Genomic DNA, 24,088 nt, shown 5'->3' with positions numbered 1-24,088 from the left:
GACCGCAAGCGCCGTAGCAGTTATTTCGAGCAGAAAGGAGCGCAGCAGATTTAATTTATCATAAATAGAGATATAGACTCATCCAGACATTGGAATACTGATTCTTAGTTACGCATCTCAAATGGACATTCCAATGGACTTATCCCATCACACACTATTCGACAGCGAGGAGATTTATGACATGAAAACCATTAAACGTTCGATTGCTGTAGCAACAATTCTGGGGTTATGTGTATCCGCTCTACCAGCTTATGCAGCAGGCAATACAGGACCTTCTTTTTCTGCAGCGATGGACAAGCTGATCCAATCCGAGCTTATTCGCGGCAGTGGTCAAGGTATTAATGCAGCTTATCTGAACAAAAAGGCTACACGCATTCAGGCCGCAGTACTTTACTTGCGTTTGTCCGGATTGGAGAAAGAAGCACTCGCTTATCAGGGATCGGAAACGTATGACGATGCGGCTCAGGCAGGCAAAGTATTACAACCGGTCGTTGGTTACTTGAAGCAGCATCCTTATGTGTCTGAGATCGTAACAGGAACGGACAAGTTTGAACCTAATGCACCACTTACAGCGGAAGGTTATGCCGAAATGATGCTGAAGGTGCTTGGATATGAAGCAGGTACGGATTATGAGCAGGGATCGGCTTCCACCTATGCGGCTGGGAAAGGAATCATGGCGCTTCAAGGGAAGGGAGCGAGTCAACTTACCAACCGCCTGATGGCAGAGGCAACCGCACAGGCTTTGCAGATACAGCTCAAGAATGGCAGTGGAACCTTGGAGCAGAGTTGGTTGAAACATAAAGAAGCTGGGGCGTTCCAACCTCATACGGTGCAACAGACCAAGTATGGCGCGATTGATGGCAAAACCTATGAGCAATATGGCACGCTCGGCTGGCTTGGTGTTCCTTACGCGGCACCTCCGGTAGGGGAACTGCGCTGGAAAGCCCCGCAAGAACCAGAAGCATGGACAGGAACCAGATCGGCTAAGGAATTTGCAGCGAACAGCTTGCAGATCTCCGGCAAGACTACAGCAGGAAGCGAGGATTCGCTGTATCTCAATATCTGGCGTCCCGACACAACCAGTTCGAAACTTCCGGTTATGGTGTTCCTGCACGGCGGCGGGAATATGACCGGATCAGGTAAAGATTTTCAAGGTGAACAGCTTGCACGGAGCACCAACAGCATTATCATCTCAGTGAATTACCGTTTGGGAGCCCTTGGATTCTTCGAGAATGCAGCACTGAAAACAGGCAATGCCCTGGATGACTCAGGTAACTATGGTCTGCTTGACGCATTCCGTGCATTGGAGTGGGTACAGGATAATATCGAAGGTTTTGGCGGAGATACAGGCAATGTTACATTGGCCGGACAATCTGCTGGTGCACGTGATGTACTGGCAACGCTGATCTCTCCACTTAGCAAAGGATTGTATCAAAAAGCAGTTGCTTTCAGCGGAGGATTGACGACAGCATCACCGGAAGAAGGCGAGCAAAAATCCGAGGATGTACTTGTGAAGCTACTCGTGCAAGAGGGGAAAGCGGCTAATGCAGAAGAAGCAAAAGCATGGATTGGCAAGCAATCTCAGGCACAGCTGGAGAGCTATCTGCGTGAACTGCCTGCGGACAAGCTGGTCACAGCGTTTGGTGCAACCGCAATCCGTATGGACCCATTCCCGCATCTGTTCCGTGATGGCACAGTGATTCCAAAAGAAGGATTTGACGCCATCAATAATGGCAATTACACGAAAGTCCCTGTATTGCTGGGCAGCCTGGAAACGGAGTTCTCCGGATTTGCCTTCGGTGATCCAAACTTCTCTCCATCGATTACGGATGAGACTCTGTTTACTGATAAAACCAAGTCGGAACAATATGCTGCTGCGTTGAAATACGGTAGCGAAGCTTATGCAGGCTTTAATGCAGAGCGTGTAGCGGAGCAATTGACGAGTGAAGCAGGTCAGCCACCGGTATATGCGTATCGTTTTGCATGGGGCACACAACCTGGAGTCATCTCTGAGCGTTTGCTCACGTTACTGGGTGCACCACATGGTGCGGATATGGACTTCTATACAGGACACGCAGACGGAATTGCTGCCTACTTCCCTGATGGGTACTTTAGCGATACAAACAAACCAGGACGTGATCAGTTGTCCGCCGCGATGGCAGCATATCTGAAGCAGTTCCTGTACACAGGCAATCCAGGTACGGGTGGATCACCTGATCTAGCGGCATGGACACCTTGGACGAAAGATGCTCAAGCCCCAATCATGCGTCTGGATGCTAGCAATACAACGGCAGAGATTGGCATGTCCACACAATATAATCAAGGCAAAGACGCCGTTATGGCAAAGATGAAAAAAGAATTGCCTGAAGAAACGTATAAACTGTTGACGGAAAAAGTGTTCGCAGGTCGTTTCTTCTGGGAATAAGGATCACCGGATAGGATGGTATATATAAATAAATTGAAAGCCAAGGGAGCATGCTCTCTTGGCTTTTTATACTGTTCGTTATGCTTAATTATGGTATTGTTGTAAATATAAATTAATAAGATATGGGAAAGGGGAAAACGTACATTATGGATGGAGTTAGTAATTTTGGTATTGCAGGTATTATAACGCTATTAATTTTCTTTATTATGATTGGTCTTGTATTATATCTGGTTTTCTATCTTGGGATGAAGAGGTCTGGCGTCAAAGAGGAAGTATCCGCATTAAGGATGGAAGTACGAGTGTTACAAGAGGAAGTAGAGCGGAACAGACGGGAATTGGAAAATATGAAGCGTCGATAACCTTGCAGCATTATATGTGGGTACGTGGAATAGCGCGACAATAGTATGAGAGGATAGGGGCTTTTCGCCCCCACCTACTCAATACAACGTGACACCGCTAAGTTCAGCCTTTACATACCAATAATACTCGGATCTATTTCTTGGAAAAAAAACTAAGCGTTCCGGTGCTTTCATCTGCACTCACAAACAGGCTACGTCCATTTACCCGATGAATTCCCTCTGGTGATTCTCCGGCTGTAGGAATCAGACCCAGGTAGTCCGGATTGACTGGATCAGCAAGATCAAAGAACAAAATGGCATCTGCCCGTTCAGAAGCTACGGCTGCATACGTAGTGCCGTCTACAGTAGCAACGGTCAGGTTCTCGACTTCGCTGCCTTTGTTGGGACTGCGATCATCCGGATACAAGCCGACCATAGCTGTTGCCTCGTCAATGAGATTCTGACTATCGTACATCCGCTGGCCTTGCAGATCCCAGACAGCGATATTACGTCCGCCTGCTTTTACACCATCCTCAAATTCATTCTTGCCCAAATCCCCTTCATTGGCTGTCAGCAGGTATTTACCATCTGCCGAGAAAGCAATCCCATCCGGTTCATAACGAGCGGTTATCGTCTCTTTAAACTGAACGATACCATCATCTTTCAGATCCGCTTGATGTGAAGTGGTACCCAGAGCGAAGATTGAGCTGATTTTTTTTGTCTCCAGATCTACGATGGCAACGACATTGTTTTCCTGTAACGTGATGGCTGCTGTTTTACTATCTGGACTAATGGCAACATACTCTGGTTGTGGATCATGCGGATAGATGGCGCCTTCTACATTGTCCAGAGAGACCGGTAAGTTGGTGATCTCACCATCCAATACGTTCCCGCCAGCAAAAGATACAACCATAATGCTACCCGGACGTTTGGTGTTGGCATAGTCAATTTCATCCGCAGCTTTATTCAGCTCTTCATCCTCTATGGCGATCACCGCATGCAGACCGTCAGGTGACAGTGCAATGGAGTCAGGACCAATGCCGAGTTCATACGTTTTGACGGTTTTGTAAGTTGTCAGATCCACAATGGCAAGCAATCCTTTGTTTGCTTCACTGTCTGTATCCCCTGTACGAATAACAGCAAGACCGTATTTGCCATCTTTGGACACGGTTACGCTTGTGACTTCAGCTTTGGCGGAGAGGTCCTGGAAGCTGACTGTCTTTAATACGTTGATGTTTTTCAAGTCAGCAATGTCCAGTACGGAAATGCTGCCATTGTCTGCTTCGGTTACAAGCAGGCGCTGTCCATCTGGCGTAGAGGCTGATATTTCTGCTTTTCCACCAGGCATCTGAAACGATGCGGTCTGTTCAAAACCGGTTTTATTTTGTTTCAGGATCAGTTGATCCGTAATTAATTTTAGCGTTTGTGGAGATACATACGTTGTACCTTTGGTGATGTAGCTTTTACTGTCCAAAGGAGTTTTCACACCGTTGATGGTGGCTGATGACGTTCCTATAGGAAGTTGTACTTTAGTATCTGCGATCTGGATATCAACACTGCGACTGCTTCCGTTCCATGTGACCGTACCCTGCATATTTTGGATGGCTGTACGCAGTACGACATGATCGTTGGCGGGTTTAGTTGCGTCAGCGGCATCAATCGTGGATGTGTAGCTGGTTGCTCCTGCGGTAAGAATGGCAGTCATCGACAGAACGGCGAGCCATTGATTTCTCTTTTTCAATGTTCCAGATCCCCTTTATCGTTTCGTGTGTGATGGTGTGTACAATTGTTTTAGTATAGGGAGCTAATGTTAAGAAGAGGTAAGAGAAGTCTGCGATTTGTGTAAAAGGTTAGATAAGGGATATTTTTTCAAATTGGATATGTAAGTTAGCGTATAAAATGATGTTGCCACATGAAGAAAAAAGCAGACGTGAACCTTCATATATATAGGACTGGTCGAACGGGCGAAAATACGCTAGAATTATAATTGAGAATCATTATCAATTAATTCGGGCTTTCTTTACTGACAAGTCTGATCAAGATATAGGCGAGGTGAATACCCATGCGCACGGAAGATGCATTAGGCGTAGTATATCAGTATTACCTGACCCAGGAACCTTACAGTCAGCAAGATGAACACACGTATCTGCTCTCTCCCAAGGCGGGTAGCGGTAAGGTCAAAAGAGTGACAACATACAGTGGCATTGAGATTTTATATTCCCAGGTTGAATATCATCAGCCTTATCCTACGTATTTTGCGTCCGAGACACCCATTGTAGAATTGCAATTTGCCTTATCAGGAGAACGACATGTGGATATATCCGGTCAGGATTATTCATTATCGATAGGGCAAGGGGCCCTTATTTTTATGCATGATTTCGAAGCGTGGTTCCATCCTCCGGCAAGGGAGCTGTATACGTCCTTTTCGCTGGGGATTCCGGTTTCTCTGTTCAATTATGCTGCGGCGCAACTGGGCAGTTTTAAGCCGATTGCGTTTAATCAGGTGTTAGGGCGAAAAGTGTTTAAGCCAATTGTATTTCAACTGGATAACCGGATACGAACGATGATCGACAGTTTGATTGTAGAATTAAACAACAGTTATCGATCATCCTTAATGATGGAAGCGACAGCCTTGGAGATCTTGAATCGATTTATGATCCAATTGTTTGATCTGGCGCCGATTCCTGCGGGATTCTCCAGAGAGGACATCCGGAAGTTACATACGGCACGGGAGATTATGGAGGCCTGTATGGTAGATCCTCCATCTTTGCTAGCATTGTCCAGACAAGTAGGTCTTAACGATTTTAAATTAAAAAAAGGATTCAAGGCACTTTTCGGAAGCACGGTCTTCGAATATTTGCGTCAGGTTCGTCTCGACAACGCCATGAAGTTGCTGCGCAATCAGAATAACAACGTCACCGAGGCCGCGATTGCGGTCGGTTACAGCAATGTCAGCGCCTTTTCGCAGCAATTTTATCGCAAATTCGGCGTGAAGCCTTCCGAGATGAAAAAGATTTATTAAATAAGATGAACAGAAACATTACACGAGAACGAAGAGTACAGAACCAGTCTGGAGAAGCGGAGCGTTCGCCTTTATCACCGGATTTCTCCCTTTAATAGAAGGGAATCGGGGAAATCCGGTGATAACAGCGATCGGAAGATGGTACTGTAATCGTAGTGGTCTGGTGTAAAGTTTTAAGGGTTGATCTTATTTAAAATAAGATTAATAATCCGGCTTGCCGTGATATGTTCCGTATAGAGGCAGTGGGGATTCTCTCAGCCTTGTATACTCCAGGTACAGTGGGTACTGTACTGAAATATAGAGGAGTGTATGAGCATGAACCGAATCAGAGGAAGTATTTTTTTTAGCGTATTTGCAGCCATGTTGGGTCTGATGCTAATTGCACCCATTATGCCGCCACTTATTCGCGAGTTGGGCATGAAAGAAAGTCATTCCGGTCTTATTATCTCGCTTGGGTCCATTATGATGGCTGTCATGGCTCCGGTATGGGGCAGATGGAGTGATATAAGAGGAAGAAAACCCATCATATTGATTGGATTCATAGGTATGTCTGTGAGCTGTGCATTATTTGCACTGGCATTGTACGGGGGATTAAATGCATGGATCGGAGGGGGGCTACTGTTAACCCTTCTGATTGTGACGCGCAGTCTGATTGGCATGTTTATTCCTGCCGTACTTTCTTCTGCCCAGGCCTATATGGGTGATGTGACAGAAGGGGAAGAGCGGGGAAGCGGGATGGCGATTATCAGTGCTGCGAATGGACTTGGCCTTGTATTTGGACCTGCGATTGCAGGAGCTTTTACCCTTATCGGTCTGCTCTGGCCGCTTTATTTTGGCATTTTTATAGCGATAGCTGCGTTTATTATTGCCTTGTTGTTAATCCCGTCAGCGAAACCGATCATTCAGGTAAAACCGCCTAAAGTCAACCCGTTCCAACGTGGTTTACGAATGTACCTTGCTGCCGGCTTGGTCACGATGATGGGTATCATGACACTACAGGTTGTCGGGGGATTTTATTTTCAGGATCAACTGGCTCTATCCTCAGCGGCGACGGCTCAAATGGTTTCGTTTGGACTCATGTTCTCTGGAGCAGCGATGTTGATCATGCAGGTCATTCAGATGAAATGGTTGAAATGGCAGCCACGCCCAATGATTTTGCTCGGGTCCCTTTTCCTGATCGCAAGCATGATCCTGTTTTTGGTCTTTAATGTGTTATCCATGTATTATTTCTCGTTTTTCCTGTTTGGCATGGGTTCGGGTCTGATGATGCCGGGGTTCATGGCCGGTGCTTCGCTGGCAGTTAGCAAAGAACAGCAGGGAGGTGCAGCGGGATTGGTAGCAGCGATTCAGGGGATATCCGCCGTCATTACGCCTTTACTTACAACGACACTTTATCAGGTGGACAAACATGTTCCATTTATGCTCGTAGCTGTTCTGGTTGTCTTGCTGGCAATCATGATGATGGGAATGCGGAAGAATGAATCCAATACTGTAATGGACCCCATTCATTCGTTATAGTCAGACAAAGTCAGAAGATCAAATAAGGTCAAAACAAAAGAAAATAGGATCTATTTTAAAATAGTGAACCATGATGAAAGAAAATCGTTTTTTTCACTAACCACACAAAAGGAGCTGATTTTCATGTTTGATCTGATTCCGTTTCGTAAACGAAATGAAGACCCGTTCGGACACATGTTGAAATCCTTCAATGACATGGTTGAGAACTCATTCCTCTCCCCTTTTGGAACTGGCTCCCAGCCATTCCGGACCGACATTCGTGAGGAAGAAGACAAATATTCGGTAGCACATTAAGGCCAAATTGGAAGAAGGTGTGCTGAAGCTCGAGATTCCAAAACGTCCTGGTGATGATCAATCTCGCAGACGCATTCAAATTGACTAAACCAGATGCAAAATGTGTAGCTGAAGAAGTTGAGCTATCCCTTCATGTTATCCCATGAAGGGATTTTTTACATAACCGGGTTAATGGAATTGAATATGAATTGTGCTGCATAGGAATGTAGCGGAGAAGCCGGATACGGCATCCAAGTTAACACGGATCTGATCGGCTGCATAAGTGAAACTTAGCTGTAAACAAACGTTAGATGCCTCCACAGTGGAGAACATCTCTTGCTGAATATGTTCAAAATGGAAGTGCACCTGCTGTTCCCATTCCTGATCAGCATTATGCGTTAGCACAAGAGAGAGGGATTGTATATTTTGGACTGTTTCCAGCTGCACATCCGTAATTTCGTCATAATGGAAGGGAGGGAAATAGCCCAGAGTTTCGATTACATGTTGCGCTCCGAGAATGGAAGCCAAAGGAGAAAATTCACGTTCCAACCTCCGAATATCCATTAACTGTGCCTCGTACTGAGGACTTGTATAGAGCAGTAGAGAGTCTGGTTCGCATTCCACGACTGTTCCGATAAAAGCAGCCCAGTTCGCGGTACCTTCCTCACCAACGGTAACAAGCAGTTGATCTTGAGCAAGCAAGTCGATTGCCCTATTGGTATGGAATTTCACTCGAAAACCTTGTCCCTGTATCTGCCAGGGAGTCTGGGGTGCATACCAGAATGGTTCCCGCTCTACGGATCGGACGCTGACGTTTAATGTCCATGCTCTGTTCATTAGACTACCTCCAATTGCCACAAGCTGCGTGGCATCATCTCCACCTGTCTGTATTATTTCTCTGCTGCTGCTTGCATCAGGGCATAAATCTTACGTGTGGTATTCACATTTCTAACCGTCATATAAGCATAGACTTTGGAACCCACAAGCTTGTTCATGCCACTTTTGGATGCATCTTCTCTGCTGACTGAATATAAAATCGCTCCGGGAACATAGATCAGTGTACCAATTTCCGGTTTGATGGGCAGTTGGTCCAGCACGGAGGGCTCATTGATCTCATCCCAGAGGAACATCACATCACTTTTGGCTGTGTCATCATTAACCCATTCTTCTGGCAGCGCCTGAATAACACTTTGGATTTCATCCATATTCCGCACCATTACCCTGATCTGTAAGCCAAAATCGGCGGCGATGGCCTGTTCTAACACATGGGATATCTCCACATTCGCATTGGCACGTTCCTGATGATCGGCAAAAATAATATTGCCAGAATTGATGTAAGTAACGACATCCAGCATGCCTGCTTGTTCAAACGTTTCTTTCAGCTGCTTCATATTAATTTTATTGTTCCCGCCTACATTAATGCCTCGTAGCAAAGCCACATAGATCATATGGGCGCCCCTCCAATTCCTTTAATTCACCGTTTTAACAAAAGGACAGATACTCGAACAGATGAGCGGTATACTCTTCTCCCAACAGATCTTGCAATAAAGGTTCCACTTGTTCCAGATACTCGGGCTTGGTTTCATAAGTTTCTTCATCTTTTACTTCTCCGGCATAGGTGCGCGCCGCCTCAATCAGGATGGCTAGTGCACTGCAAAAGTCTGACAGCGAATCAGCAACACGGTTTGGTTCTCCACCTGTAAAAGCGGCATATACGGGAGAGTTTGGTGCTTCCACATCTACAATTAACGGATCATCGTTAAAGTTTGCGATGACAACGTGATTTTTTGGCCAGGTGGAGGACTCCTCATAAGGTTCATTCATGCCAATCCAGCGGAATCCCAGTTGCTGACGAAGCAGATGTTCAGGTGCGACAAAGGAAATAAGTGCGGCATCACCGATTTCGACGGCGGCATTTTTCATTTTGAGTGTACCTTCCGCATCCGCATCCATCATTTCATAATGACTGTACAGATACTGAAGTTCTGGAGAAAGAGGTATTCGTGTATCCACTTCCGGCTGGTGATGTTGTTCGCGGGGACGCAGATCATGATTTTTGAAAAGTCCATAAGCTTCATTATATAAATCCTGCTGTTCCACCAAACGGCTCAAGGCCGCATCCAGTTGTTGCATGATGTCTGAGTCCTCCTAATAACATTGATATAATAACAGGCCGATTCGTTTGATTCTTGGCTATAAGCATTATACTATATCAAAGATAAATTCAAAAAAACATTTGAATACGTTTACATTCATGAGTGGACATGATATACTTTCACTCAAATAAGGATTGTTACTGCTTCGGGCAGGCAAAACCTGAACATCACTATGCGTGGACTTTGTTCCATTCATAATGTTGTTCGGGTTTTTTTGCATTCTACGGTCCATATTAAGGATAGAAAAAACAGAGGACGTACTTATTTCCAACCCAACACTAACATCACGCTGTACAGAAGAAAGGGGAGCATTATGAACAAGAGAAAATGGTTAAACGGTTTTGCCGCAGGTTGTCTCAGTATCATCCTGGTGATTAGTGGGTGCGCATCCAAAGCGCCACAAACCGTAAGTGACACACCGAATCAGCCGACAGAACAGACAGAGAATGAAACCCAGGAACCTGCAAACAACCAAGCTGCCAAAGGCAGAACAGTGATTACAACCGACGGTGAAGTGGATGATATGAACTCCGTCATTCGTTTCCTCTTATATTCGAATGAAATGGACCTTGCCGGAATTGTACTGACCAGCTCGGTGTATCATTATGCTGGAGACGAGGAAGCGGGGATCAAACCCTTCCGCTGGACAGGCACACAGTGGGTGTACGATATGATCGATGCCTATGGCGAGATCTACCCGAACTTGTCCAAACATGCGGAAGGCTATCCGAAGCCGGAACAGCTTCGAGCGATGACCAAGATCGGTAATATTTCCGATAAAGGGGAGATGGAGAAGGAAACCGAAGGTTCCGAATTCCTCGAAACTCTTTTCCTCGACGATGATTCCCGAGACCTGATTGTTCAGACATGGGGCGGCACCAATACGACAGCCCGAGCGCTGAAATCGATTGAGGAACAGTACAAGGATACGGCTGAGTGGGATGCGATTCGCAAAAAAGTCAGTGACAAACTGGTCCTCTACATCATCCTCGATCAGGATGACAGTTACAACGAATACATTGCGAAGAATTGGCCGGATATCCACATTCTCAACGACCAATCGAACTTCTGGCATTTTGCCTATGCATGGAAGATGCATGCCGAAGAAGTGAACAGTAAGCTTCATGGCGACTGGATGGTCAAGAATATCCTGAACGGACATGGCAAGCTGATGGATATGTATGCATCGATGGGTGATGGCAAAATGATCGAGGGCGAACTGGCCGAAGAACAACGGGGAAGCGCTGAATATCTGAAGAACAATCCGCAATATGACAAGTACGATTTTATATCCGAGGGTGATTCTCCTTCCTTCTTTTATCTGATCGATAATGGGCTGCGCAGTATGGAAGACCCTTCCTACGGTGGTTGGGGTGGACGTTTTGGGGTTGTGAACGACAAACTGTTTAGAAACAATGTGCTTGATTACGATCCATATACCAAACGGTATGAAGCCGAATATTCTCTGATGAGATGGTTTGACGATATTCAGGATGATTTTGCAGCACGTGCAGATTGGGCAGTTGCAGACACTTACGAAGGTGCCAACCATAATCCGTCTTTAACGATTAAGGAAGGGCTGGATCTGAGTGTTAGTCCTGGGGAGGAAGTTACTCTTCACGCGGAAGGCACAGACCCGGATGGAGATCAACTGACGTATACGTGGTGGAGATATTTCGAAGCGGACACGTATGAGGATTCCAAAGTAGAACAGAACAAAGTTCAGCCGGAAATGGCGGGTGATCTGCAGCTTGGATTGCATCGTGAACTTGCCAAGGATGAGCAGGTGGATACGATAAAATTGCAGGGCAGTGACACCGAAGCGGTGACATTTACTGTTCCTGACGATGCCAAATCGGGTGATACCCTTCATATCGTTGCCGAAGTACAGGATGATGGAGAGCATCAGTTGAAGCATTATCAACGTATGATCCTAACTGTGAAATAAAGAAATAGAGGGGCTGTCCCAAAAGTCATCAACATGGCTGGTGGGACGCCCCTCTTATTTATTTTTTTGGGGTGAGAGAAGTTATTAATAATTTTTAATTCATATCCCAACATTTTCCGGTATAATAATCAGATAAAATGATTCAAGTGAATACTACCTCGGAGAGGTGATATGCAATGACGGTTGATATACTTGTAAGAAATAATGTTAAGGTACTTGGCTCGGGTAGCCAAACGATTGTATTTGCTCATGGTTTTGGATGCGATCAGGATATGTGGCGTTACATTATTCCAGGTTTTATGGAGAACTACCGAGTGGTGTTGTTTGATTATGTTGGATCTGGCGAATCTCAAATTAACTATTATGATGCTATCAAATATAACAACCTTCAAGGATACGCCCAGGATGTGCTGGAAGTTATGGAAGCGCTCGAACTAAAGGACACCATATTTGTCGGGCATTCCGTCAGTAGTATGATTGGTATGCTGGCATCAATTCAGAACCCCAAATATTTCAAAAAAATTATAATGTTAGGGCCCTCCCCACGTTACGTGAATGATCTGCCGAATTATTATGGAGGTTTCGATCGGAATGATATCGATGAATTACTTGAGATGATGCAGATGAATTTTATTGGGTGGGCGAGTTATCTGGCACCCATTGTGATGAACAATCCGGAACGGAAAGAGCTGACGGAAGAGTTGGAGAAAAGCTTCTGCTCCAGAGATCCGCATATTGCGAGACAATTTGCCGAAGTGACGTTTTTATCTGACTGTCGTATTGATCTGGAGCAGGCAACTGTGCCAACATTGATTCTTCAGTGCTCGGATGACAGCATTGCCCCGGTAGAAGTAGGGGATTATCTACACGCTCATCTGAAGAATAGCAGGTTGCAACAGATGACGGCCAAGGGACATTATCCGCATCTAAGTCAACCGGAAGAAACCATCCGAATGATTAAGGATTATTTAACGAGCGCATAAAACGCGGAAGAAAGGCAGTTATTCCATGGATATACAATTAGATCTGGCTCCCTGTGGATACTTCTCTATCTCTGATTCGGGCGTCGTACAGTCGATTAATCAAACTATGCTTACGATGCTTGGATATGAACGCGATGAGCTCATAGGGCAACATATTGAATCCACCATGTCGGTGAGCAACAAGGTGTTTTTCCATACGTATTTCTATCCCTACATCCAGTTATATGGACATGTGGACGAGATGTACTTCACGTTCCGTACCCGTGATCAGAAGGCTGTTCCTGTTCTGCTTAACGGTGTTCGTCAGACACGTAACGGGGAAAGCGTGGTAGATTGTGTCGTTGTAGTCATGCGTAAGCGAATCGAACATGAGAAGGATATTTTGCATACCAAAACGAAGCTACAGGAGCTGTATCAAGCGACGCAAGAAGCGAACAAAGAGCTTGAACGACTGCATGAGGAATATAAAATTAAAGAGCAGGCGTTAATCAAAGTGAATGATCAGTTGGAGACACTGGCCTCCACCGACTTGTTGACAGGATTGAAGAACCGCAGGTTTTTCCAGGAAAAAATGCTTGAAAGTTTAATGATGTTCCAGGAGAAACAACGTTATTTCTCCCTGCTCGTTGTGGACATTGACCATTTCAAAAGCATTAATGATACGTACGGACATCCGATCGGAGATCTGGTGCTCGGTAATCTGGCAGGGCTGCTGCAAACGGTATCGCGAAGTACGGATGTGGTTGCACGTTACGGTGGGGAGGAATTTGTTGTCATTCTTCCAGATTGTGAAGAGGAGCAGGCGATCGGTATTGCAGAACGATATCGTTCACAGGTTGCTTCAGCCGACTGGGGTGAATATAACATTACTGTGAGTATCGGTGCGGCCACTGTAGTAGAGGAAGATACGGAAAAGTCTTTGTTCCAAAGAGCGGACAACGCCCTGTATGCCTCCAAAACCGGAGGACGAAACCGGGTGACACATGCAGCCCAGATGGTAAGAAGTTAAGAATTGGTTTGCATCAAAAGAAAGCAAAAAGGAGCCTGTGCATTATGGGAAATGATCTCACATGCACAGGCTCCTTTTATTTGCGTGAAACAGATTGACTAAGTTGAGATGACAGACTCAGGGTTAATCTATCGCGGAGCAAGGTAACCATACGCCTTAGCCGGAGAGTTCGCCTGAGGACGAAAATCTTCGCTCGGTTCATCCATAAATGCCGGGTTCACATATATGGAGTGTGCGTCATTGCCAGATCCCTTGATGTAGGCAGCGATGCCGTAGTAGGGTTTATTTTTCCAAACCCACAGGGCATCTTCCTGCTCACCTGGTGAGTAATAGACATTATGGTCAAACACATTGCCGGTATTGCTAGTATATTCGTTGTATATCAGTACTTCCGAGCTGCCCGATACGAGAATGTTACGCATGAACGTATTGTTCTTTGTCCGTGACTGCATGAATAACTGTCCATTGCCTGCATTCAGGGTATCATTTCCTACAAGTGTATTGTACATAATTTTGCTATCCTCGGTAGCTCCTCGTTCCTCGTCATAACCTCCCATGGCAATACCCGTCAATCTGTTGGAATAAATCAGGTTATCACGCACGGTAATGTTGCTGGTTGAACGTCCGGCATGCTCTGAGGCAATCTCAATTCCGATGTCGCTCCGGTATACCCGGTTCTGGTCGATGATATGATCTTTCCCGCCATCTACATAGATGCCGCCCGCCGAGTTGGTATCATTGGGCAGGTCTTTACCGTAGGAGGGGTTGTTATTGGACGTAATATCGTATACTTCGTTGCCTCGTACAATGCCGTTCCGAGCCTGATCGTACGTGTCGTCCTCGGACGTACCCTCGTACCCGATCAGATCAATACCAATATTATCGGAATCATGGATGATATTGTCCTGTATGGCAAAGGTATCAACATTACCGTTGACTGCGAGTGACTCGCTTGAACCAAGTGTAAGATCATACAATTCATTATCCTTGATGATGATATCGCGTAAAGCTTGAGGGTGCTCTGTGCCATATATGGCAATACCGTGGGCATCCCTGCCCCGTAAATCGGGGCCTTCAGGAGTTGCGTAACTAGCGATCGCGTGTATGGTGTTGCCTAACAGTTGAATATGCTCACCAGCTCCGTGGACATAGATCCCGGTTGGAACTTGGCCCCCAAGTGTGGTTGTGAAATTACGAATTTCGAGATTCTGAATCGTGATATAACTGGCATTTTCAATTTCAATTAACCCTTCAATGCCCCGGACAGATAAACCTTTACCATCAATGATAACCTGCTCCTGAGGATAACTTGAAAATAGGGTTGGATTAGCGGAAGAATTACCGCTTTTGGTGATTTTGACTTTCTGATGATAGACACCTTCACGCAAATAGATCGTGCTTCCTGGCGAAGCGTGGTCGGCTGCGTGCTGCAACGTTTTCCAAGGAGATTGAATGGTTCCTTTATTCGAGTCGTTTCCTTGGGGTGATATGTAATGGATGACCTGGGGATCAGACTTTTGAACAGAAACGGGTTCCTTCATGGCAGATGTATGATTCTGACAACCGGATACAAGCACCATCAGAATCGGAATCATAAGTATAACTACGCGAATCAAATCGTTTCCCCCTTGAATTTAGCTTTGAAGATAGATTATAGCAGATTTGAACGGGTTAATAACCCATGATATGCTCTTATAAAATCAGCGAGGAGACTGCTCATGAATACATTAACGATAGCTGAATTAGTAGATCGGGAGAATCACGCATGGGAAGAACTCAAGGAACTCCTGGATAGTGGGCAAAATACATATGTGTATGTTCCAGCAAAACAAGAGGTTGGAGAGGATACCCTCTATCGTCTGCAAATAAGCACCAAATCCTATTTGGGGGCTGTTGCTTATGAGACAGAAGGTATTGTACTGGACCATGGCTGGATCACGCTGCTTGGTGCGGGTGGTGACAGTACATCGGGGAGTCTCACCAGTTGGAATGGTGTGAGTGAGCAACCTTGGGTAGATGTGCTGGAAGGTATGATGGTCGTTGCATATGATGCGGCAGGCGGTTTCTTCGGACTGGATACAGGCAAGTATGGCCGCACGGGACACATATATTATTTTGCACCGGATACACTCGAATGGGAATCGACAGAACTGGCATATTCAGGTTTCATCAACTGGCTGGCGAATGGCGATCTGGAGCAGTTCTATCAGACCTTTCGCTGGAAAGACTGGCAAGAGGATATGTCTCAGCTCCAGACAGGACAAGTATTCGCGTATTATCCACCACTTTGGACGCAGGAAGGTGACGGCGAGAGCAGCAGTAAAGCCCCAATTAGCATAATGGAGGCCTGGAAGTTCGCACTGGACGGAAAATAGTTAGCATGCTGCTGTAGGATGAATTCAGAAAAGTAACCGGTAAGTTCAAGTTCATTGAGTGATCCACTTTTAAAAAAAACGGCATTTCTGTTCCAAACTAAAAAAGGCTCGCGCTTGGCGCGGGCCTTTTTGGTTCTGAACTTTAAACATCAATTATCAATTGTCCAATGTAACAGGTTTAATGCTTGAGTGTGAAGCTCTGCTATGCCAGATGGTCAGCCCGAGTGAAACAACACAGATGAGCAACAGACAAGCATACACTACATGATAAGCTTCCTCGACCGAGACTCCCGGAATGCTGTGTAGCAGCAGCCCACACACGGCTACAGACACCGAACCACCGAAGAATTGGATCAATTGTAACATCCCCATACCTGAACCAATCTGGGCTTTGGGAAGCACACGTGACGCTTCATTATTCAAGGAAGCCATAGATGCTGAGAGTGCCGGTGAGAAAAAGAGATAACCACTGGTAATGATCAAGGCGGACTGATCAAGTCCGAGCATGAATAGGGCAAGTACAGCTGCGAGCAGAATGTGTCCGATGATCATAAATCGCATATTGCCATAACGGTCGATCCACCGTCCAACGAAACGGGTGCAAAATGCTGCAACAATAGCTCCAGGAGCAATCAGCAAACCAATGGCGAGCGAAGAGCGTCCATATAAATCAGCGAGCACAAGCGGCATCAAAAACAGATTTCCCAGATTCACCACCAGCACGCAGAATCCGATAAGGATTAACCGGGTGTATCCTGGCGTTCGGAATACTTGTGGATTCACAAACGGAAGACTCACTTTCCGAATATACAGGAGGTGTACAATAAGTGAAATAACGCCAATGGCAAACCATAACCAGGATTGCTGGGTGATCGCGACGAGAAGTGTAGTGGCATTAATGACGGTTAATATGGCACCAATAACATCGAATGGCTGATCTGTTTTGACGGATTCACGTGGGAGAAAATAAAGCAATACAGGCAGGGCGAGCAGGACAAGCACGGTAATGCCAAAAAGTCCGTTCCAACCCCAGTACTCGCTAATGAGTCCGCCGACAATGGGGCCAAGTCCAAAAGCCATGGCGCTACCTGATGAGATCAGCGCGATGGCAGCTCCGCGTCGTTCCACCGGGATGTAACGACTTGCAATGACGAGACCCAGCCCGGCCATAACTCCTGCACCCGCAGATTGCAGAATGCGTGTCAGTAACAAGATCGCGAAGTTATGCGCGAACAACCCCAGCAATGAAGATAACCCCAAGATCAGAAGCCCGACTGTTAACAGTTTGCGTACCGGGATACGGTCTGACAATCGACTGTAAATCACCGTCGACAGAGCGTAACCAATCGAATAACTTGAGATGACCCAAGACCCCAGGTCCGAGGTAATCTGTAGATCTTGAATAATGACTGGCAAAGAAACATTGAACATGGTGGTATTCATCACAACGATGAACAAGCAGCACGTCCAGAGTGGCATGACAATTTTATCTTTCACGGTACCATTCCTGTCTTGGGTATGAATATGAAGTCGGATAGAGCTTTGATGAAAATGTGATGAAAAGCAATATATCATTTTACACCCCATTTCATCATATGGCAATAATGTCATACTGTATATTACGCAGTATAAGTGAAATTTAAGAGACGTAGAATCGGAATTTATAGACTAGTTCCCTGAAATTGGGTAAAATGGTGGTTGGAATAAATAAGTTTGAATACATAACTGGATTTGATTATATTTTAAGGAGTTTACAGTATGAATCATTTATTATTAATGTCCCACAGCGTATTTCCGACTCTGGATATGAAGCGAACGGCGCAGTTTTATGAAGAAAAGATGGGCTTTCGGGTGGTCGAATATCTTGATGCCACGGAACCTCATATCTGCCTGTATCGTGATCTTACCGAGATTATTTTAACCCATCGATATCCTCGATCACAAACTCCTTGTTATTATAGTCTGTATGATTGAGGACACGTACGATTTTCACATCTGCGTTGATCAATTCCTGCTGAAGCTCTTCCTGGTTCTGGGTAATAAAATATGCATCATATCCATAGCCATATAATTCTCTGTTGGGTATAACTTTCTGTCCATTGCGATGGACGCTGGATCGCTTTTGGCATCAAACAGGGGTAATTAGATACAGTTAGAAAGCGGATTTATTTAATGCTAATGATGCTCAAATTGATATCGGAGTATGTGAGGGAGTTATCTATATGGTAGAAGGAATTTTTTTGCTGTTTGCCCAGATCGGTTTAATTATTGGAGTTGCGTTAATAGCATCCGGATTAACAAAGGGTTCAAAAGGGAAAGAAAAGTTTAAATGGTCGGCGACATTTCCCACGGTATCCTGGGGATTATGTATCCTTAATTTGCGCTTGGCGGTAGTCATTTGCTGAGAAGACCGGCGCAGCTGCACATCGATACGGATAAGGCCGCACGTGCTAGTTCCGGATTCAGTACCGGTGCAGTATGACCATAATTTAGATTCAAATCTCTACAATTAGAAAACGGCGCTTATCTTAAAGATAAACGCCGTTTTTCTATGAAAATATGAAAATGGTTACATATATTAGTGCACCTTCGCAGCAATATAAGCAGTAGAGCTATTATAAAAATTCTTATAAGTACCCAGATCCCAAGAGAAGGTACTTGGGTCTGAGATATTGGTGTTGATAGATGGTTGTTGTCCGTGTTTCTCAGACCATTTTCCCGTACTGTTCTGCAACATAAAGTGGAAGTCCACCACATCAATACCTACATCGACTTTGCCATTATTGTTGGCATCAATCCAGCCAACTCTATAAGCAATGCGGTGTTCTTCGTCTGTGACAGCAGCTGTTCTACTGGATAGAATTTTCCAACCAGCTTTAAAATACAGTCCATTCGTGTTTCCGTCTTTAACTACAAGGGCTGCTCCAACGCTCGAATTTGTAAAAAATCCTGTGTCATACACATTGGAAACCCCATCACCATCTCCCGGGTTCCAGAAGAAAGGTGCCTTTACCGAATATCCATAACAATTGACACCGCTTGAAGTGACTGCCGAATAAGGCCAAGCGTGACCGTAAGCTGACGCAAATGGCTGTACCATATCAATGTGTGGTGCCAGTTGTATGGTGATTTTCGGAGATACATCGGCATTAGGGTTATCCGGTAAAACAAGGTTTGTTAAGGCTTTGAGTTCCCCAACCGTAGTTTGGTTCCCTTCTTCATCAATAACAATTGTATTATCGCCTTGAAATTTTCCTGCTTTTGCTTTGGCTGTCCCTGACGTTTGAACTTCAGTGAACTTCTCCGTAGTGTACTGATCCGTAGTATCTGGCGAGGCCATAGCGACGGATGCCATACTCACATTAAATAGTAAAGTACAGGTAAGAGCGGCTTTGAAAATTTTCTTCACTTTAAAGATCGACTCCTTCTGTTGGAATAAACAAATAATAACATATAATTCCAATTAATTCCACATGTAGTGAATGAAAAAGAAGCCCAATCAGCTAATGAGAGGGCTACACCATTGGGAATTTTGACTGTCCTTCATCGTTCCTGGTTTCCGATCGTATCCTAGTTCCCGAATGGCAGCCGGTGCAGATGAGCATCTGTCCATCTGTTGATTGGTATATAGATATCAACTTAATGCTTAAATTTTTTGCGAAGATACCCTAGAAATCATCAGCATGGCTGAGAAGTGTACGCTTTGTCTGTGTAAAAAAAACTGTAAACAAACAGGCGCTCCGATAACGGGCGCCTGTTTGTGCATGTTATAACTGCAGATCTTACGCCACAGTAACTTGTTTACCGCGATTGCGAATCCACTTGATGACATCCATCAGTATGACGGCGACAAGAGCAAGTCCGCCTGCAATCAGGAACTCATTCCAGCCGAATGTATCCGGGATTGCGAATACACCGCGAACACCTGGAATCAGTGTGATTGCATAGAGACAGAGACACACTAGGATGGAACCAAGCACGAATTTATTGGTCGTGAAGCCCACCTGGAAGATGGTCTGTGTGTTGGAACGTGCTGCAAATGTTTGCAGACTGCGTGCCAGAATCAAGGTTGTGAAGGCCATCGCGACACTGATTTCCTCCGAGATGCCAAGTCCAATATATTGGGATACGATAACAGCCGCACCAATCAGGACACCACGCGTAATCACAGCCTGCAGAGTTCCACCTGCGAAGATGCCTTCGTTAATATCACGTGGCTTGCGTCGCATGACATCTGGCTCTGGCTTTTCGGTACCCAAGGCAATGGCAGGTAGGGAGTCGTTCACCAGATTGATGAATAGCAGCTGAAGGGCCGTAAATGGGTTAACCCAGCCGACGATCAAGGCAAACAAAATGGCGATAATGGCGCCGAGGTTACCGGCGAACAGGTATGCGATGGCTTTTTTGATATTATCAAATACCATCCGCCCGACACTGACAGCATTCACGATGGAGACAAAGTTATCATCCGTCAGAATCATGGCAGCCGCATCCTTGGCGACATCTGTTCCGCTACCCATCGCTACGCCGATATCGGCTTGTTTCAGCGCTGGTGCATCATTAACTCCATCTCCGGTCATGGCTGCAACCTTACCTTTGCGCTGCCACGCACGCACGATGCGGATCTTGTTCTCAGGTGATACTCTGGCGTATACCGAGATGTGTTCGAGTTGTTGATCCAGCTCTTCATCAGACATCTTGTCCAGTTCAGCTCCGGTAATGGCGAGGTCATCTGGTTCCGCAAGGCCGATATCCACACCGATGGCCTGAGCCGTCGTTTTGTGATCTCCGGTGATCATGATGGTGCGAATGCCCGCTTTTTTGGACTCTTCAATAGAACCGTATACCGCTTCACGTGGTGGGTCAATCATCGCTGTCAGACCAACAAGTGTCAGATCATGCTCGTCATCAATGGTGACCTGATTTTTATCATCGAATTTTTTGTACGCGTAGGCCAGCACACGGAAGGCACGTTTCGAGAAGGCCTCATTTTTTTCTTCAAACTGTGTGCGAATCTCGGGTGTGAGGGGCTGAACTTCACCGTTGATAAATACATGACTACAGCGACTAAACAGCACATCCGGGCCACCTTTGGTCAGCAAAGCCGTCTGTCCCTCGAAGGTATGCACCGTACTCATGAGCTTTCGATCCGAGTCAAAAGGAAGCTCAGCTTCACGCGGGAACTGGTCACGGATTTCATTGTAATCCTTGTTCACCCGGTTGCTGAAGGCAATTAGGGCCACTTCGGTTGGGTCACCCAGTTCCTTGCCTTCCTGGTTAATATTTGAATCATTGCAGAGCACTGCAATATGTAACAAACGTCGTTCCTCTTCCGACCACTGATCGGGATCATCCGGGAATTCGTCCTTGGTGCCATGGGGAATGTAATAATCCACGACAGTCATCTTATTCTGAGTTAGCGTTCCTGTTTTATCCGTACAGATGATACTTGCAGAGCCGAGCGCCTCAACGGCAGGCAGTCTGCGAATGATCGCATGTTGTTTGGCCATCTTATTTGTTCCGAGTGACAATACGATAGTCACAATGGAGGATAACGCCTCAGGAATGGCAGCAACCGCAACAGCTACGGCAAACATCAGTGCATTTACGATGGAAGGCCCTATATTCTCCGTACCTTCGGTCAACCATACACGACCGGCTTCAATGCCAAAGATGAGAATCGACAAGCCCAGGATGAAAAAGCCCAGTTTTTTGCTGAATGATTCCAACTTGCGCTGTAATGGGGTGTTCTTGGCTTCGGCATTTTCAATCAGTTCGGCAATTTTGCCGATTTCGGTTTTGAGAGCCGTACCTGTAATGACAAGCATGCCCCGTCCATATACGACCAGTGAGCCACTGAAGGCCATATTGCGACGATCTCCAATAGGCGCTTCATCCGGGATGGCATCGGCGTGTTTCTCCGCAGCTTCGGATTCTCCGGTCAGCATGCCTTCGTTGATTTTCAGACTTCCTGATCCCAGGATACGCCCGTCTGCCGGGACATAATCACCTGCATCCAGCATAACAATATCACCGGGAACGAGTTCCCTCGCTGGAATGGTTTTTTTCTGCCCGTCACGAATGACCTTGGCTTCGGGTGCAGACATTTGTTTCAGCGCGTCAAGCGAACTCTCGGCTTTTTTGGTCTGCACTACACTGATCACCGCGTTGAGCAAAATAACCAGGAATATGATCAATGATTCAATCAGGTGTCCAAGTACAACCTGTACCGCGGCTGCAATCAGCAGCACGATGACCATCGGATCTTTGAAATTTTCGAGGAACAATTTCCAGACGGGTGTTGCATCTTTACCTTTTAACTCGTTATATCCTTCCGTTTCAATTCTCTTGGCAGCTTCGGAGGTCGTGAGTCCCTTGGAGGAACTCTGTACATCCTGAAGGGTTTCCTCCGCACTGTGTCTGTAATGTTGCAATTGACCAGCTCCTTGAATATTAGATTTCTCTGTGTATTACCCTTACGGGCAAAATCTAGAATCGTTTCATTTTCGTATTTTTTTAAGATTATGGATTTATACGTTTTTAGCTGTACACAGTATTTTTCATAATGATTCGAGATATGCCTTTTTTTGAATGTTATTATTTCCAGTTTGGATGATAATCTGGAGAACCAAATATAGATGTTGAATCAGAAACTGTGTGCACCATCACACTAGCTCATATCAGAGTCTGTTACGCTATTACATAACGAACTGCGTTTAATCTAAGTTTGGAGGGGAAACCATATGTTTTGTTATCAATGCGAACAGACGCCGAGTGGTGGGTGTACCGTGGTAGGGGTATGCGGCAAAAACGAAACAATTGCAAGTTTGCAGGATACGATGATTTTTGCATTAAAAGGCATCGCTGCTTATGCGACACATGCACGCCAGTTGGGATATTCTGATCCTGAGGTGGATCGGATTACACATGAGGCATTATATATGACATTAACGAACTCGAATTTTAATGTACAGGAACATCTGGAGATGGCGATGAAGGTAGGTAATGCAGCAATCCGCATTATGGATGTGTTGGATCGTGCGCACACGGATCGCTTTGGTGTACCGCAACCGATTACGGTTAGCCAGAACCAGATTGAAGGACAGTGCATCGTGGTGACGGGACATAATCTGTATGCATTGGAGGAGTTGCTTCGTCAAACTGAAGGGAAAGGAATCAACATCTATACCCACTCGGAAATGTTGCCTGCGCACGGTTATCCGGCGTTGAAGAAATACGCCCATCTCAAGGGCAATATCGGCAAAGCCTGGTACGATCAGAGAAGACTTTTCGAACAATTCCCGGGTGCTATTCTCGCAACGACGAACTGTGTTATGCCGATCAAAGGCACATATGCAGACCGCTTTTTCTCCTACGAAGTGGCGGGTCTGGAGGGTGTTGCCAAAATTACAGAGGATGACTTCTCACCTCTAATTGAACGCGCATTGTCACTGCCTGCGGCTAATGTACAGTCCGAGCAAGTTTTAACGACAGGGTATCATCATGAGACCGTGATTGGGCTTGCGCCCGAGATTATTCAAGCGGTGAAAGACGGGCATATCCGTCGATTCTTCGTTATTGCTGGTTGTGATGCGCCAGGCAAAGGTGGCAACTACTATCGTGAACTTGCGACATCCTTGCCGAATGATACCGTAATTCTGACGACTTCCTGTGGTAAGTTCCGCTTCAACGATGTGGATTATGGTACGGTTGGAGACACGGGTATACCGCGTTATATCGATCTGGGTCAATGCAACAATTCCGGTTCTACGGTGAAAATTGCAATGGCTTTGGCGGATGCTTTTGGCTGTACCGTGAACGAGTTACCTGTCAGCATTGTGCTGTCCTGGTTTGAGCAAAAAGCAGTTGCGATCCTGCTTGGCCTGTTCAGCCTCGGCATTCAGGACATTCGAATTGGACCAAAGCCGCCTGAGTTCATATCGGAAGGTGTCTTGGATGTACTCGTGGATATGTTTGGTCTGAAGTTAATTACAACGGCAGAAGAAGATATGAACGCGATGTTGGCACTGTCATAGGATGA

20 protein-coding genes are annotated in these 24,088 nt (G+C 45.7%); 12 read left to right on the top strand and 8 right to left on the bottom strand.

All coding sequences use genetic code 11. From position 1 onward, the window contains the following. The first annotated feature begins 181 nt into the window (after positions 1-181). Positions 182-2,425 carry a carboxylesterase/lipase family protein gene (locus J2Z28_RS01605; protein ID WP_211080915.1) on the top strand — a complete coding sequence of 748 codons (2,244 nt, stop codon included), beginning with the start codon at positions 182-184 and terminating at the stop codon, positions 2,423-2,425. Positions 2,426-2,571: 146 nt separating this feature from the next. After that, the gene (locus tag J2Z28_RS01600; protein WP_036617403.1) at positions 2,572-2,784 is read left to right on the top strand and encodes a hypothetical protein; all 213 of its coding nucleotides are present in this window, start codon (positions 2,572-2,574) and stop codon (positions 2,782-2,784) included. A gap of 133 nt (positions 2,785-2,917) precedes the next feature. Here the strand turns inward: J2Z28_RS01600 and J2Z28_RS01595 are convergent, their stop codons facing one another. Continuing rightward, positions 2,918-4,504, bottom strand: coding sequence for a choice-of-anchor I domain-containing protein (locus tag J2Z28_RS01595; protein ID WP_211080914.1), 1,587 nt, complete (start codon positions 4,502-4,504; stop codon positions 2,918-2,920). 321 nt (positions 4,505-4,825) lie between these two features. Here J2Z28_RS01595 and J2Z28_RS01590 point away from each other — a divergent pair, with 321 nt between their 5' ends. From J2Z28_RS01590 to J2Z28_RS31620, 4 genes are all read left to right on the top strand, one after another. After that, positions 4,826-5,785 carry a helix-turn-helix transcriptional regulator gene (locus J2Z28_RS01590; protein WP_211080913.1) on the top strand — a complete coding sequence of 320 codons (960 nt, stop codon included), beginning with the start codon at positions 4,826-4,828 and terminating at the stop codon, positions 5,783-5,785. 315 nt (positions 5,786-6,100) lie between these two features. Beyond that, positions 6,101-7,303 carry an MFS transporter gene (locus J2Z28_RS01585; RefSeq protein WP_211080912.1) on the top strand — a complete coding sequence of 401 codons (1,203 nt, stop codon included), beginning with the start codon at positions 6,101-6,103 and terminating at the stop codon, positions 7,301-7,303. A 123-nt stretch (positions 7,304-7,426) separates the two neighbouring features. Further along, entirely contained in the window at positions 7,427-7,597 is a 171-nt protein-coding gene (locus J2Z28_RS01580) for a hypothetical protein (protein ID WP_017687080.1), read from the top strand. Positions 7,598-7,616: 19 nt separating this feature from the next. Further along, the gene (locus J2Z28_RS31620) at positions 7,617-7,685 is read left to right on the top strand and encodes a hypothetical protein (protein WP_342357460.1); all 69 of its coding nucleotides are present in this window, start codon (positions 7,617-7,619) and stop codon (positions 7,683-7,685) included. Positions 7,686-7,765: 80 nt separating this feature from the next. Here J2Z28_RS31620 and J2Z28_RS01575 read toward each other — a convergent pair whose 3' ends face one another. The 3 genes from J2Z28_RS01575 to J2Z28_RS01565 are packed head-to-tail and all read right to left on the bottom strand — an operon-like array spanning position 7,766 to position 9,709. After that, the gene (locus tag J2Z28_RS01575) at positions 7,766-8,413 is read right to left on the bottom strand and encodes an Imm50 family immunity protein (protein WP_211080911.1); all 648 of its coding nucleotides are present in this window, start codon (positions 8,411-8,413) and stop codon (positions 7,766-7,768) included. 53 nt (positions 8,414-8,466) lie between these two features. Next, positions 8,467-9,024: a DUF1697 domain-containing protein gene (locus tag J2Z28_RS01570; RefSeq protein WP_127550095.1), complete on the bottom strand. Its 558-nt coding sequence runs from the start codon at positions 9,022-9,024 to the stop codon at positions 8,467-8,469. 34 nt (positions 9,025-9,058) lie between these two features. Then, a complete protein-coding gene (locus J2Z28_RS01565) occupies positions 9,059-9,709 on the bottom strand; it encodes a hypothetical protein (protein ID WP_211080910.1) in 651 nt (216 codons plus the stop codon). A 336-nt stretch (positions 9,710-10,045) separates the two neighbouring features. Between J2Z28_RS01565 and J2Z28_RS01560 the strand changes: the two genes are divergently transcribed. From J2Z28_RS01560 to J2Z28_RS01550, 3 genes are all read left to right on the top strand, one after another. Continuing rightward, positions 10,046-11,680: a DUF1593 domain-containing protein gene (locus tag J2Z28_RS01560; protein ID WP_211080909.1), complete on the top strand. Its 1,635-nt coding sequence runs from the start codon at positions 10,046-10,048 to the stop codon at positions 11,678-11,680. Positions 11,681-11,856: 176 nt separating this feature from the next. Then, positions 11,857-12,663: an alpha/beta fold hydrolase gene (locus J2Z28_RS01555; RefSeq protein WP_211080908.1), complete on the top strand. Its 807-nt coding sequence runs from the start codon at positions 11,857-11,859 to the stop codon at positions 12,661-12,663. Positions 12,664-12,688: 25 nt separating this feature from the next. Continuing rightward, the gene (locus tag J2Z28_RS01550; protein WP_211080907.1) at positions 12,689-13,672 is read left to right on the top strand and encodes a sensor domain-containing diguanylate cyclase; all 984 of its coding nucleotides are present in this window, start codon (positions 12,689-12,691) and stop codon (positions 13,670-13,672) included. A gap of 128 nt (positions 13,673-13,800) precedes the next feature. Here the strand turns inward: J2Z28_RS01550 and J2Z28_RS01545 are convergent, their stop codons facing one another. Continuing rightward, positions 13,801-15,288 (bottom strand): right-handed parallel beta-helix repeat-containing protein, encoded by a 1,488-nt coding sequence (locus tag J2Z28_RS01545; protein WP_211080906.1) that lies wholly within the window; start codon positions 15,286-15,288, stop codon positions 13,801-13,803. Between the two features lie 102 nt (positions 15,289-15,390). On the opposite strand from J2Z28_RS01545, the gene J2Z28_RS01540 reads away from it, so the two are divergent. Next, positions 15,391-16,047, top strand: a complete 657-nt coding sequence (locus tag J2Z28_RS01540) for a DUF2625 domain-containing protein (protein ID WP_211080905.1) — start codon at positions 15,391-15,393, stop codon at positions 16,045-16,047. Between the two features lie 156 nt (positions 16,048-16,203). Here the strand turns inward: J2Z28_RS01540 and J2Z28_RS01535 are convergent, their stop codons facing one another. After that, entirely contained in the window at positions 16,204-17,544 is a 1,341-nt protein-coding gene (locus J2Z28_RS01535; RefSeq protein ID WP_211080904.1) for an MFS transporter, read from the bottom strand. Positions 17,545-17,805: 261 nt separating this feature from the next. Between J2Z28_RS01535 and J2Z28_RS31615 the strand changes: the two genes are divergently transcribed. Then, on the top strand, positions 17,806-18,021 hold the full coding sequence (locus tag J2Z28_RS31615; protein ID WP_342357453.1) for a VOC family protein: 216 nt from the start codon (positions 17,806-17,808) through the stop codon (positions 18,019-18,021). A gap of 604 nt (positions 18,022-18,625) precedes the next feature. Here J2Z28_RS31615 and J2Z28_RS01530 read toward each other — a convergent pair. Next, positions 18,626-19,456, bottom strand: coding sequence for a hypothetical protein (locus J2Z28_RS01530; protein ID WP_211080903.1), 831 nt, complete (start codon positions 19,454-19,456; stop codon positions 18,626-18,628). A gap of 373 nt (positions 19,457-19,829) precedes the next feature. Further along, the gene (locus J2Z28_RS01525; RefSeq protein WP_211080902.1) at positions 19,830-22,481 is read right to left on the bottom strand and encodes a cation-translocating P-type ATPase; all 2,652 of its coding nucleotides are present in this window, start codon (positions 22,479-22,481) and stop codon (positions 19,830-19,832) included. A gap of 309 nt (positions 22,482-22,790) precedes the next feature. Between J2Z28_RS01525 and hcp the strand changes: the two genes are divergently transcribed. Then, positions 22,791-24,083, top strand: a complete 1,293-nt coding sequence (hcp, locus tag J2Z28_RS01520; RefSeq protein ID WP_062835656.1) for a hydroxylamine reductase — start codon at positions 22,791-22,793, stop codon at positions 24,081-24,083. The last annotated feature ends 5 nt before the right edge of the window (positions 24,084-24,088 follow it).

Source organism: Paenibacillus xylanexedens (assembly GCF_017874615.1).
GTDB lineage: Bacteria > Bacillota > Bacilli > Paenibacillales > Paenibacillaceae > Paenibacillus > Paenibacillus xylanexedens.
The sequence above is the reverse complement of the archived record's forward strand: the minus strand, read 5'-3'. Positions and strand labels throughout refer to the sequence as shown.

Coding starts and splice junctions, on each gene's coding strand:
- J2Z28_RS01600 (WP_036617403.1), top strand. CDS start 2,572: ATGGATGGAGTTAGTAATTTTGGTATTGCAGGTATTATAACGCTATTA.
- J2Z28_RS01560 (WP_211080909.1), top strand. CDS start 10,046: ATGAACAAGAGAAAATGGTTAAACGGTTTTGCCGCAGGTTGTCTCAGT.
- hcp (WP_062835656.1), top strand. CDS start 22,791: ATGTTTTGTTATCAATGCGAACAGACGCCGAGTGGTGGGTGTACCGTG.
- J2Z28_RS01555 (WP_211080908.1), top strand. CDS start 11,857: ATGACGGTTGATATACTTGTAAGAAATAATGTTAAGGTACTTGGCTCG.
- J2Z28_RS01570 (WP_127550095.1), bottom strand. CDS start 9,024: ATGATCTATGTGGCTTTGCTACGAGGCATTAATGTAGGCGGGAACAAT.
- J2Z28_RS01565 (WP_211080910.1), bottom strand. CDS start 9,709: ATGCAACAACTGGATGCGGCCTTGAGCCGTTTGGTGGAACAGCAGGAT.
- J2Z28_RS31615 (WP_342357453.1), top strand. CDS start 17,806: ATGAATCATTTATTATTAATGTCCCACAGCGTATTTCCGACTCTGGAT.
- J2Z28_RS01585 (WP_211080912.1), top strand. CDS start 6,101: ATGAACCGAATCAGAGGAAGTATTTTTTTTAGCGTATTTGCAGCCATG.
- J2Z28_RS01550 (WP_211080907.1), top strand. CDS start 12,689: ATGGATATACAATTAGATCTGGCTCCCTGTGGATACTTCTCTATCTCT.
- J2Z28_RS01580 (WP_017687080.1), top strand. CDS start 7,427: ATGTTTGATCTGATTCCGTTTCGTAAACGAAATGAAGACCCGTTCGGA.
- J2Z28_RS01575 (WP_211080911.1), bottom strand. CDS start 8,413: ATGAACAGAGCATGGACATTAAACGTCAGCGTCCGATCCGTAGAGCGG.
- J2Z28_RS01605 (WP_211080915.1), top strand. CDS start 182: ATGAAAACCATTAAACGTTCGATTGCTGTAGCAACAATTCTGGGGTTA.
- J2Z28_RS01540 (WP_211080905.1), top strand. CDS start 15,391: ATGAATACATTAACGATAGCTGAATTAGTAGATCGGGAGAATCACGCA.
- J2Z28_RS01590 (WP_211080913.1), top strand. CDS start 4,826: ATGCGCACGGAAGATGCATTAGGCGTAGTATATCAGTATTACCTGACC.